The following is an 11,968-nucleotide window of genomic DNA, read 5'->3' as shown; positions in this document are numbered from 1 at the left end:
CGAGTTTGTTCTCATCAGCCTAGAATGTTGCGTCGCAGCAACAAAAAGGGCTTTTTGAGCGGGTTCGGCGGGGCGCCTAAAATGAAAGGTTGTTTCCGGACCTTGCCACGCATTCCAAATACATCACATGACACAGTTCGCCAAAGAAACCCTGCCCATCAGCCTGGAAGAGGAGATGCGCCGCAGCTATCTGGATTACGCCATGAGCGTGATTGTGGGCCGGGCTCTGCCTGACGCCCGCGATGGCTTGAAACCGGTGCACAGGCGCGTGTTGTTTGCCATGCACGAGCTCAACAACGACTGGAACCGCCCCTATAAAAAGTCGGCGCGTATCGTGGGCGATGTGATCGGTAAATACCACCCGCACGGCGACAGCGCGGTCTACGACACCATCGTTCGCATGGCGCAGGATTTTTCACTGCGCCACATGCTCGTGGATGGTCAGGGCAACTTCGGGTCGGTTGACGGCGACAACGCTGCCGCCATGCGCTACACCGAAATTCGCATGTCCAAGATCGCCCACGAGTTGCTCGCCGATCTCGACAAAGAAACAGTGAACTTCGGCCCCAACTACGACGGCTCGGAAAAAGAGCCGCTGGTGATGCCCGCGCGCTTCCCCAATTTGCTGGTCAATGGCTCGGGTGGCATCGCGGTCGGCATGGCCACCAACATCCCTCCGCACAACCTGAACGAGTCCATCGACGCCTGTCTGCACCTGCTCAAGAACCCGGAAGCTTCCATCGATGAGCTGATGGAAATCATCCCCGCCCCCGATTTCCCCACGGCCGGCATTATCTACGGCATGACGGGCGTCAAAGACGGCTACCGCACAGGGCGCGGTCGTGTGGTGATGCGCGCCAAGTGCCACTTTGAAGATATCGACAAAGGCCAGCGCCAGTCCATCATCGTTGACGAGCTGCCCTACCAGGTCAACAAAAAGACGCTGCAAGAGCGCATTGCCGAGCTGGTGCACGAAAAGAAGATCGAAGGTATCAGCCACATCCAGGACGAGTCCGACAAATCGGGTATGCGCCTGGTGATCGAGCTCAAGCGCGGCGAAGTGCCCGAGGTTGTGCTCAACAACCTCTACAAACAAACGCAGCTGCAAGACACCTTCGGCATCAACATGGTGGCCCTGATCGACGGGCAGCCCAAGTTGTGCAACTTGAAAGACCTGATTCAGGTCTTCCTGGAGCACCGCCGTGAAGTTGTGACGCGGCGCACCGTGTTCAACCTGCGCAAGGCCCGCGAGCGCGGCCATGTGCTGGAAGGCTTGGCGGTTGCACTGGCCAACATCGATGACTTCATCAAGATCATCCGCGAGTCGCCCACGCCGCCGGTCGCCAAGGCCGAGCTGATGACCCGCAGCTGGGACAGCGCACTGGTGCGCGAAATGCTCACCCGCGCCAAGGCCGATGGCGATGTGATCAACGCCGACGACTACCGCCCCGATGGTTTGGAGCGGGAATTTGGCATGGGCAGCGACGGGCTGTACCGCTTGTCAGAGACCCAGGCGCAAGAGATTCTGCAAATGCGCCTGCAGCGCCTGACCGGCCTGGAGCAGGACAAGATCGTGGTGGAGTACAAGGATGTCATGAGCGTGATCGATGATCTGCTCGACATCCTGTCCAAACCCGAGCGCGTCTCCATCATCATTGGCGACGAGCTGATTGAAGTGAAGACCGAATTCGGCCAGACCAAGCTGGGTGCCCGCCGCAGCGAAATCGAGCACAGCGCTCAAGACCTCTCTACCGAAGACCTGATCACGCCCACCGATATGGTGGTCACGCTCAGCCACAGCGGTTACATCAAGAGCCAGCCGCTCTCCGAATACCGCTCGCAAAAGCGGGGTGGCCGCGGCAAGCAGGCCACGGCCACCAAAGAAGACGACTGGATCGATCAGCTCTTCATCGCCAACACGCACGACTACATTCTTTGTTTCTCCAACCGTGGGCGTTTGTATTGGCTCAAGGTCTGGGAAGTGCCTGCGGGTTCGCGCGGATCACGTGGCCGCCCCATCGTGAACATGTTCCCTCTCGACGAAGGCGAAAAGATCAACGTGGTGCTGGCGCTGACCGGCGAGGCGCGCAAGTTCCCCGACGACCAATATGTGTTCATGGCAACCTCCATGGGCACCGTGAAAAAGACACCACTGGCCGACTTCAGCAACCCCCGCAAGGCCGGCATCATTGCCGTGGGCCTGGATGAGGGCGACTTCCTGATCGGGGCAGCGCTGACAGACGGCAAGCACGACGTGATGCTGTTCAGCGACGGCGGCAAGGCCGTGCGCTTCGATGAAAATGATGTGCGCCCCATGGGCCGCAATGCGCGCGGTGTGCGTGGCATGGCCATCGATGAAACACAAAACGTGATCGCCATGCTGGTCGCCGAAAGCGACGAGCCGCAGGGTGAGGATGCTGCTTCTGCGCGCACCAGCGTGCTCACCGCGACCATCAACGGTTACGGCAAGCGCACACCCATTGGCGAATACACCCGCCATGGCCGGGGTACCAAAGGCATGATCGCCATTCAACAAAGCGAGCGAAATGGCAAGGTGGTTGCGGCCACCTTGGTGCACAGCGACGATCAAATCATGCTGATCACCGACACCGGTGTTCTGGTGCGCACCCGCGTGAGCGAGATCCGCGAAATGGGCCGGGCCACGCAAGGCGTCACCCTGATCGCACTGGACGATGGGTCTGAACTCTCTGGCCTGCAACGCATTGTTGAAAACGACGCCAATGTGCCCGAAATCGCCGATGGCAGCGAGGCCGCCGAAAACGAAGAAAGCCAGGAACCGGCAGCGGACGGCGAAGGAACGGATGCCGAATGATGCGGCGACCGTTTAATTTTTCAGCCGGTCCTGCCGCCATGCCCGAGGCGGTGTTGCAGCAAGCAGCCGCCGAGATGCTCGACTGGCAAGGCAGCGGCATGAGCGTGATGGAGATGAGCCACCGCGGCAAAGCTTTCATGTCCATCATCGAAACCACTGAGCGGGACCTGCGCGAGCTGCTGGCGGTGCCCGCCAACTTCCGCATCCTGTTCATGCAAGGTGGCGGACTGGCGGAGAACGCAATCGTCCCCATGAACCTCTCGCGGGGCGGCGTGGTTGATTTTGTGGTCACTGGCAGCTGGAGCCAGAAGTCTGCCAAGGAAGCCCGCAAATACGCCACAGCCAAGGTGGTGGCGAGCAACGAAGCCGATGCACACACCCGCCTGCCCTCCCCGGCCGAATGGCAAATCAGCGCCGACGCGCAGTACGTGCACATTTGCAGCAACGAGACCATCAACGGCGTGGAGTTTCACGAACTGCCCGACCTCAAGGCCCTGGGCAGCGAAGCGCCGCTGGTGATCGATTTTTCATCCCACGTGGCTTCGCGCCCGGTGGACTGGTCGCGTGTCGGTCTGGCCTTTGGTGGTGCACAGAAAAATCTCGGGCCTGCCGGGCTCACGCTGGTGGTGGTGCACGAAGACTTGCTGGGCCATGCGCTGGCCGCGTGCCCCAGCGCGTTTGACTACAAGATGGTGGCCGACAACGGCTCCATGTACAACACGCCTCCCACCTATGCCATTTACATGGCGGGCCTGACCTTCCAGTGGCTCAAGCGCCAGACCGCAGACAGCGCCTCCGGCATAGCAGCCATCGAGCAACGCAACATCGCCAAAGCAGCCCTGCTGTACGACTTCATCGATGGTTCGCAGCTTTATCGGAACACCGTCGCCACCGGATGCCGCTCGCGCATGAATGTGCCCTTCTTCCTGCGCGACGAGTCGCGCAACGAAGCCTTTTTGGTCGGCGCACAGGCTGCGGGTTTGCTGCAGCTGAAGGGCCACAAGTCGGTCGGCGGCATGCGGGCCAGCCTGTACAACGCCATGCCTATCGAAGGCGTGCAGGCGTTGGTGAACCACATGAGCGATTTTGAGAAGACCCAGGCCTGACCCATGACGCAACCGACCCAATCCAACGCGCTGGCAGGTCTGCGCGTTCAAATCGACTCCCTCGACCAACAACTGCTGTCGCTGCTGAACCAGCGTGCACGTGTGGCCGAACAGGTGGGCGAGATCAAACGCGCCGAGGGCTCGCCCTTTTTCCGGCCCGATCGCGTGGCGCAGGTGATCGACAAGATTCAGGACTCCAACCGCGGGCCCCTGCTGAACCAGCATGTGGCCTCGATCTGGCGCGAGATCATGTCGGCCTGCCTGGCTCTGGAAGCCCCTCAGCGCGTGGCCGTCCTGGGGCCCCCCGGTACGTTCTGCGAGCAGGCTGCGGTGGAGTTTTTCGGCGGTGCAGCCAACCTCATCTATTGCGCCAATTTCGACGAGGTGTTTCACGCCACCGCTGCGGGCACGGCCCAGTATGGCGTTGTGGGCATGGAAAACTCCACCGAAGGCGTGGTGGCGAGGTCGCTTGACCTCTTCCTGCGATCACCCGTGCACGTGGTCGGCGAGGTCAGCCTGCTGATCCGCCACAACCTGCTGCGCCAGACCAATTCGCTTGACGGCGTTGAGGTGGTCCTGGCCCACCCCCAAGCCCTGGCTCAGTGCCAGAACTGGCTGACACAACACCTGCCCAACGCCGAGCGCCGCGCTGTATCGAGCAATGCCGAAGGGGCCCGACTGGCTGCGACCAATCCCACCTGGGCCGCCCTGGCAAGCGAGCGAGCCGCAGCCCAGTTTGCGCTGCACATCGTGGCCCACGCGGTGCAAGACGAGGCCTACAACCGCACGCGTTTTGCCGTCATCAGCCTGCCCCAGACCATGGCCATGCCACCGGTCTCGGGCAAGGACTGCACCAGCCTCGTGGTCTCGGTACCCAACCGCCCAGGTGCTGTGCACGACCTGCTGGTTCCGTTGAAAACCAACGGCGTTTCCATGACCCGCTTTGAATCTCGCCCGGCCAAATCGGGCCAGTGGGAATACTATTTTTATATCGACCTGGCCGGGCACCCCTCGCAGCCGAACGTCGCCGCAGCCTTGAAAGAATTGCAAGGCCTTTGCGCCTTCTACAAGGTGCTGGGTGCGTACCCGGTGAGCGAATGATGCCCCTGTCTTGTTGCCTGAATAAAACCACGGCCTCGCGCCTGTTGAGCGCGCACGGCCAGCTGTGGATGGAGTCCCATGTTTGATCAACTTGGCCTGATCGGGTGCGGCCTGATGGGTGGTTCGTTTGCACTGGCGCTCAAACGCGCCGGCCTGGTCAAGCGCGTTGTGGGTTACAGCAAATCGCCATCCACCACCGAGCGCGCGAGGCTGATGGGGGTGATCGACGTCGAGGCACCCTCGGCCCTGCTGGCCGTGTCGGGGGCCGATCTGGTATTGCTGGCGGTCCCGGTTTCGGCCACTGAAGCCACATTCAAAGCCATTCGGCACCTGCTGACCAAGGACACCCTGGTCATGGATGTCGGCTCCACCAAACGCGAAGTCATTGATGCGGCGCGGCGGGTGCTGCGCGACCAGGTGGGCGTGTTTGTTCCGGCCCACCCCATCACGGGCAAGGAGCTGGCCGGTGTTGAACACGCCGACGCCGATTTGTACCGCGGTCGCCAGGTCATTCTCACGCCCATCGAACGCACCCTCACCACGCAGATCGACAAAGCGCAAAAGCTGTGGACAGCCTTGGGCTGTGACGTCAAACTCATGTCGCCCGAGGCGCACGACGCTGCCTACGCAGCCGTGAGCCACCTGCCTCACATGATCGCCTTCGCCATGATGAACGCCATCAAAGGACAGGCCGAGGCAGATGAATTTTTGTCGCTGGCAGGCCCTGGTTTCAGGGACTTCACGCGCATAGCCGCCAGCGATCCACACGTCTGGCGGGACATCCTGATCTCCAACCGGGAAGAGCTGCTGGCCCAATCCCGGCATTTTCAACGCGCACTTTACGCGCTGGAGCAGACCCTCTCTGGCAGCAACGCCGAGGCCCTGGAAACCCTGATCGACCAGGCCAGCCAGGCTCGTGCGCACTGGCGCATGAGTACCAACAAACCCAAGAGCTGAAAACGCCCAACAACGCCCTGGGCGCCCTGCCCCCCAATCCCGAGCGCATGTATTCCATCGACCACCTCGACGTCCCTCCCCTTGCCATGGCTGGCGGCACGGTCCGCCTGCCCGGCTCCAAGAGCATTTCCAACCGTGTTTTGCTGCTGGCCGCACTGAGCGAAGGCCAGACCGACATTGTTGACCTGCTCGATTCGGACGATACCCGCGTGATGTTGCAGGCCCTGACCCAACTGGGCTGCCCGATCGATCGCCCGGCCGAGGGCATCTTGCGCATCGGTGGCCTGGGCGGACAGCTCAAGGTCTCAGAGGCATCGCTGTTCCTGGGCAACGCGGGCACCGCCATGCGCCCGCTCACGGCAGCGCTGGCGCTGCTGGCCAGTACCCAGGGTGCCAGCTTCGAGCTCAGCGGCGTACCCCGCATGCACGAGCGCCCCATTGGCGATCTGGTCGATGCATTGCGGCAGCTGGGATGCCCGGTGCAATGCCTGGCGCTCGAAGGCTTCCCACCTCTCAAACTGGGCGACGGCCATCAGCACCGCCTGTCGCTGGACGCACCGATCCGGGTTCGGGGCGATGTCTCCAGCCAGTTCCTCACTGCACTGCTGCTGGCTTTGCCTTTGGTGGCCCAGGCCCAGGATGTGGTGATTGAAGTGGTCGGGGAATTGATCTCCCGCCCCTACATCGACATCACGCTCAACCTGTTGCGCAAATTCGGTGTGGATATCCGCACCGAAGGCCCGTCCTGTTTTGTGGTCCCGGCGGGCAGTCGCTACAGATCCCCGGGCCGCATTGCAGTGGAGGGCGATGCGTCTTCGGCCAGTTATTTCATTGCGCTGGGCGCCCTTGCCCCCGCCCTGCCCGGCCACACCGGCATCACCATTGAAGGCGTCGGCGAATCGTCCATCCAGGGCGATATCCGGTTTGTGGAAGCAGCGCGCCTCATGGGCGCAAATATTCGCAGCGAAGCCAACCGCTTGCACATCAGCCGCGGCAGCTGGCCCCTCAAGGCCATTGACCTCGACTGCAACCACATCCCCGATGCGGCCATGACCCTGGCGGTGATGGCGCTCTTCGCCGATGGCACCACCATCCTGCGCAACATTGCCAGCTGGCGGGTCAAGGAAACCGATCGCATCGCGGCCATGGCCATCGAGTCGCGCAAGCTGGGTGCCGTGATCGAAGAGGGGCCCGACTTCATCCGCATCACGCCTCCGGCGAGTGTTCAAGACTGGAAAGCCGCGTCCATCCACACCTATGACGACCATCGGATCGCCATGTGTTTTTCCCTGGCAGCATTCAATCCGGCGGGGCTGGCGGTTCGAATCGAAGACCCCAAATGTGTGGGCAAGACTTTCCCGGACTACTTCGAAACCCTCTTCTCGGTTTGCGAGGCGGCACCCAACCAGATTCCGGTGATGTGCATCGATGGTCCGACAGCCTCCGGCAAAGGCACGCTGGCCGAAGACATTGCCAATCGGCTCGGCTACCACCTGCTGGATTCCGGCGCCCTGTACCGCTTGGTCGGCCTGGCTGCCGACCGCCAAGGTCTGGCAACAGACGACCTCACGCTGCAGCAACCGGCTCACGCAGAGCGTCTGGGTGCGTTGGCCGCCAGCCTGCAAGTGCGCTTCTTGCAGCAGCGCATCTGGCTTGACGGCGAAGACGTCACCGACGCCTTGCGAACCGAGTCAGCCGGTATGGCGGCCTCTCGGGTGTCTGCCTTGCCTGAAGTTCGTGAGGCGCTGTTGCGCCTGCAACACAGTTTTCGGCGCCTGCCCGGGCTGGTGGCGGACGGGCGCGACATGGGCACGGTGATCTTCCCTGAGGCTGCGCTCAAGGTGTTTTTGACCGCCAGCGCTGAGGAGCGGGCCCAACGGCGCCATAAGCAGTTGATTTCAAAGGGAATTCCTGCTAATATTGAAAGTCTTTTGGCGGATTTGATGGCGCGCGACGTCCGGGATTCATCCCGCACCCATGCGCCGCTCAAGCCTGCTGAAGATGCCTTGCAACTGGACAACTCCCACATGAGCATCGAGCAATCGGTGCAGCAAGTGTTGGACTGGTGGCAAAGCCGATCGGCGTTCTCAGTCCCCTGAGATCGCCACTATTGATGGCCCCAAAGGCACAGCCGGGTGTTCCCAACCCGCAGGCCGGAGGGTTGTTTTTTTACTTAACCCCGCGGTGCTTTGCACCGCAACGTCAACACCGTTTTGTCTGTCGTTACCCTCGCCCGGATCTCCTGGAGAGCTGGTGCGTCCCGACGATGAGCGGTCTTAGGAAACTCAATGTCTGAATCTTTTGCCGCCCTCTTTGAAGAATCCCTGAAGCGCTCCGAAATGCGCTCAGGCGAAGTCATCACCGCTGAGGTCGTTCGTATCGAACACAGCCACGTGGTGGTCAACGCAGGTCTGAAGTCGGAAGCCTATGTGCCTCTGGCTGAATTCAAGAACGACCAAGGTGAGCTCGAAGTGCAAGTCGGTGACTTCGTCGCCGTGGCCATCGACTCCGTGGAAAACGGCTTTGGCGACACACTGCTGTCCCGCGACAAGGCCAAGCGCCTGGCTTCGTGGATGGCTCTGGAAAAAGCCCTGGAGTCCGGCGACTTCGTGACCGGTACCACCGGCAACAAAGTCAAGGGCGGCCTCAAGGTCATGGTCAACGGCATCAGTGCCTTCCTGCCAGGCTCACTGGTGGACAGCCGTCCAACCAAAGACCTCACGCCTTACGAGAACAAGACCCTGGAATTCAAGGTCATCAAACTCGATCGCAAGCGCAACAACGTGGTGCTGAGCCGCCGTGCCGTGGTGGAAGCCTCCATGGGCGAAGAGCGCGCCAAGCTGATGGAGACCCTGAAAGAAGGCGCCATCGTCAACGGCGTGGTCAAGAACATCACCGAATACGGTGCGTTCGTGGACCTGGGTGGCATCGACGGCCTGCTGCACATCACCGACATGGCATGGCGCCGCGTTCGCCACCCATCGGAAGTGGTCACGGCTGGTCAGGAAATCACCGCCAAGATTCTCAAGTTCGATACCGAGAAGCACCGCGTTTCTCTGGGCTTGAAGCAGATGGGTGACGATCCTTGGATGGGTGTGGCCCGCCGCTACCCACAAAGCACGCGCATGTTCGGCAAGATCACCAACATCGCCGACTACGGCGCATTTGTTGAACTCGAGCCAGGCATCGAAGGCTTGGTGCACGTGTCCGAAATGGACTGGACCAACAAGAACGTTGCGCCTTCCAAGCTGGTGTCGCTGGGCGACGAAGTCGAAGTCATGGTTTTGGACATCGACGAAGACAAGCGCCGCATCTCCCTGGGCATGAAGCAATGCCGCGCCAACCCTTGGCACGAGTTTGCCGAGCAGACCAAGCGCGGTGACCGCGTCAAGGGCCCGATCAAGTCGATCACCGACTTCGGCGTGTTCGTGGGTCTGGCTGCCGGTATCGACGGCCTGGTGCACCTGTCTGACCTGTCTTGGAATGAGCCCGGCGAAGCCGCTGTGCGCAATTTCAAGAAGGGCCAGGAAGTGGACGCCATCGTTTTGGCGATCGACGTCGAGCGCGAGCGCATCTCTCTGGGTATCAAGCAGCTGGATGGCGACCCGTTCACCACCTTCGTCTCGATCAACGACAAGGGCTCCATCGTGACCGGCAAGGTCAAGACCGTGGATGCCAAGGGCGCTGAAATCGACCTGGGCGAAGACGTGTTGGGTTACCTGCGTGCTTCCGAAATCAGCCGTGACCGCGTGGAAGATGCGCGCAACGTGCTGAAAGAGGGCGACGAAGTGTCAACCGTGGTGATGAACGTGGATCGCAAGACCCGCAACATCCAGCTGTCGATCAAGGCCAAAGATGCTGTCGACCAGCAAGAAGCCATGTCGACCCTGAGCCAGCAGTCTTCCCGCGAAAACGCCGGCACCACCAGCCTGGGCGCTCTGTTGCGCGCCAAGCTGGACAACAACAGCTGATAAAGCCTTGAACCTGGCCGCCTGGCGGCCTCTGATGCCCTGCGCATCGGGGGCGGCCAGGTGGCCGGTCCATTGAATAAATACAGTTCAGCTCCGCCAAGTCCATCCCATGACCCGATCCGACCTCGTCGAGGCATTGGCTGCCCGTTTTAGCCAACTGACCCAGCGCGATGCCGAATTTGCCGTCAAGGCGATTCTGGACGCCATGGGCGATGCGCTGGTCAAAGGTCATCGCATCGAGATCCGTGGTTTTGGCAGCTTCTCCGTCAACCGACGCGCGCCCCGCATCGGGCGCAACCCGCGTTCGGGAGAAAGCGTGATGATTCCGGAAAAACGGGTGCCCCATTTCAAGCCAGGCAAGGCCTTGCGTGAACAGGTCGACGCCAAGACGGCCGAAATACTCAGACGAGCGCCCGAGACTCCGAGACGCCCAGTTGAAGGCGCGGCTGGGATCGCTACAATCGTTCCACCACTGAGGGAATGATTTGAAATACCTGATGTGGCTGCTCAACGCAGCCATTTTTTTTACACTCTTCGCTTTCGCGCTGAACAACCAGGAAGCCATCACGGTGCACCTGTTCTTTGGTGCGCAATGGCAGGTACCGCTGGTGCTCGCACTGTTTTCGGCTTTGCTGGTCGGCGTAGGCCTTGGCGTCTTCGTGATGCTGCCTCTGTGGTTGCGGGCACGAAAACCGGCTTCACCCAAGCCCCCCGCCCTGAAACCCAACGACACGCCCCAGTCCACCGACGCTTCTGCTTCGCCCACGCTCTGACGCCACATGGATATCGACTACACCTGGCTGCTGTGGGGATTGCCCGTGGTTTTCGCTCTGGGCTGGGTGGCCTCCCGATTGGATCTGCGCCAGTGGCGCATTGAGAGCCGCCAGACACCCAAAGCCTACTTCCGTGGTCTGAACCACCTGCTCAACGAGCAACAGGATCAGGCCATCGACGCCTTTATCGAGGCGGTACAAGGCGATCCAGACACCGCAGAGCTCCACTTTGCCCTCGGCAACTTGTTCCGCAGGCGTGGCGACTACGACCGTGCTGTGCGGGTACACGAGCATTTGCTGGCCCGCGCAGACATCAACCACAAAGACCGCGATCGCGCCCAACATGCCCTGGCGCTCGATTTTTTGAAAGCTGGCCTGCTGGACCGTGCCGAAGCGGCTTTGCACAAGCTCGATGGCACCGCCTTTGAGGGCGAGGCGCTGCTGGCCCTGCTGTCGATCTACGAGCGGTCGCGCGACTGGCCCCAAGCCCAAGTGGTGGCCCAAAAGCTCGAAGCCGCTGAGCAGGGCTCCTTCACGCCCCGACTCGCTCACTACCTCTGTGAAGAAGCCGAGCTCGCGCGCGCCAACGGAGATTCAGAGAAAGCGCTGGCCTTGCTCGAAGACGCCACCCGCCGTGCGCCTCAACTGGCGCGGGGTTGGCTCGCGCTCGCAGCGATCAAGACCCAGAAGGGTGACGCTGCGGGGGCCTACAGCGTCTTGCTGCGTCTGGCCCAACAAGCGCCTCAAGGACTGCCCCTGGCGGCAGCGCCTTTGGCCGAACTGGCGAAGCAGTTGCACAAAGAGACGGAAACCACGGTCTTGCTCCAAGCGGCGCATGAACATGCGCCCTCGCTCGACATCACGGAAGCACTGGCCAAACTCGCGCCGGATGCGTCCACCGCCCGTGCACGCTACCTCGGTCACCTCGAACGCGAGCCTTCGCTGGTGATCGCCACGCAGTGGTTAACGGGCGAAACCCTGTCCAATCCGCAGGCCCAAAAGCAAGTGCTCCATGCGCTGGAACAAGCCAGCAACCCACTCAAACGCTACCGCTGTGCAGCCTGTGGGTTTGAAGCGCGCCAGCACTTCTGGCAATGCCCAGGCTGCCAAAGCTGGGACAGCTACCCGGCCAGAAGAGTCGAAGAATTGTGACCCCCCGCGCCGCCTTAGGCGTCACCCACAGGGGCGATGCTGGCGGCCCGTCCTGAGCTTGTCGAAGGGCGGTTC

The 11,968-nt window shown here is 61.5% G+C and carries 9 protein-coding genes; all 9 read left to right on the top strand.

Annotation, left to right across the window (positions count from 1 at the left end):
- The first annotated feature begins 127 nt into the window (after nt 1-127).
- The 9 genes from gyrA (at nt 128) to lapB (ending at nt 11,893) form a co-directional block, all read left to right on the top strand.
- Nucleotides 128-2,833 (top strand): DNA gyrase subunit A, encoded by a 2,706-nt coding sequence (gene gyrA / locus E5678_RS01805; RefSeq protein WP_136176947.1) that lies wholly within the window; start codon nt 128-130, stop codon nt 2,831-2,833.
- Nucleotides 2,833-3,939: a 3-phosphoserine/phosphohydroxythreonine transaminase gene (gene serC, locus E5678_RS01800; protein WP_136180581.1), complete on the top strand. Its 1,107-nt coding sequence runs from the start codon at nt 2,833-2,835 to the stop codon at nt 3,937-3,939. The genes gyrA and serC overlap by 1 nt, the downstream gene beginning before the upstream one ends.
- 3 nt (nt 3,940-3,942) lie before the next feature.
- The gene (gene pheA / locus E5678_RS01795) at nt 3,943-5,040 is read left to right on the top strand and encodes a prephenate dehydratase (protein ID WP_136176946.1); all 1,098 of its coding nucleotides are present in this window, start codon (nt 3,943-3,945) and stop codon (nt 5,038-5,040) included.
- 78 nt (nt 5,041-5,118) lie between these two features.
- The gene (locus tag E5678_RS01790; RefSeq protein WP_136176945.1) at nt 5,119-5,997 is read left to right on the top strand and encodes a prephenate dehydrogenase/arogenate dehydrogenase family protein; all 879 of its coding nucleotides are present in this window, start codon (nt 5,119-5,121) and stop codon (nt 5,995-5,997) included.
- 47 nt (nt 5,998-6,044) lie between these two features.
- Complete coding sequence (locus E5678_RS01785) at nt 6,045-8,096, top strand: bifunctional 3-phosphoshikimate 1-carboxyvinyltransferase/cytidylate kinase (RefSeq protein WP_136176944.1); 2,052 nt, start codon at nt 6,045-6,047, stop codon at nt 8,094-8,096.
- Between the two features lie 189 nt (nt 8,097-8,285).
- Entirely contained in the window at nt 8,286-9,968 is a 1,683-nt protein-coding gene (gene rpsA, locus E5678_RS01780) for a 30S ribosomal protein S1 (RefSeq protein WP_136176943.1), read from the top strand.
- 109 nt (nt 9,969-10,077) lie between these two features.
- The gene (locus E5678_RS01775) at nt 10,078-10,452 is read left to right on the top strand and encodes an integration host factor subunit beta (protein WP_247596880.1); all 375 of its coding nucleotides are present in this window, start codon (nt 10,078-10,080) and stop codon (nt 10,450-10,452) included.
- Between the two features lies 1 nt (nt 10,453).
- A complete protein-coding gene (locus tag E5678_RS01770) occupies nt 10,454-10,741 on the top strand; it encodes a LapA family protein (protein WP_136176942.1) in 288 nt (95 codons plus the stop codon).
- Between the two features lie 6 nt (nt 10,742-10,747).
- Complete coding sequence (lapB, locus tag E5678_RS01765) at nt 10,748-11,893, top strand: lipopolysaccharide assembly protein LapB (RefSeq protein WP_136176941.1); 1,146 nt, start codon at nt 10,748-10,750, stop codon at nt 11,891-11,893.
- Nucleotides 11,894-11,968: the final 75 nt, after the last annotated feature.

This window comes from Hydrogenophaga sp. PAMC20947, assembly GCF_004795855.1.
Taxonomy (GTDB): Bacteria; Pseudomonadota; Gammaproteobacteria; order Burkholderiales; family Burkholderiaceae_C; genus Hydrogenophaga.
Note: the sequence above shows the minus strand (reverse complement) of the source record. Positions and strands in the feature narration are given on the sequence as shown.

Coding starts and splice junctions, on each gene's coding strand:
- E5678_RS01785 (WP_136176944.1), top strand. CDS start 6,045: ATGTATTCCATCGACCACCTCGACGTCCCTCCCCTTGCCATGGCTGGC.
- rpsA (WP_136176943.1), top strand. CDS start 8,286: ATGTCTGAATCTTTTGCCGCCCTCTTTGAAGAATCCCTGAAGCGCTCC.
- lapB (WP_136176941.1), top strand. CDS start 10,748: ATGGATATCGACTACACCTGGCTGCTGTGGGGATTGCCCGTGGTTTTC.
- serC (WP_136180581.1), top strand. CDS start 2,833: ATGCGGCGACCGTTTAATTTTTCAGCCGGTCCTGCCGCCATGCCCGAG.
- gyrA (WP_136176947.1), top strand. CDS start 128: ATGACACAGTTCGCCAAAGAAACCCTGCCCATCAGCCTGGAAGAGGAG.
- E5678_RS01775 (WP_247596880.1), top strand. CDS start 10,078: ATGACCCGATCCGACCTCGTCGAGGCATTGGCTGCCCGTTTTAGCCAA.
- E5678_RS01790 (WP_136176945.1), top strand. CDS start 5,119: ATGTTTGATCAACTTGGCCTGATCGGGTGCGGCCTGATGGGTGGTTCG.
- pheA (WP_136176946.1), top strand. CDS start 3,943: ATGACGCAACCGACCCAATCCAACGCGCTGGCAGGTCTGCGCGTTCAA.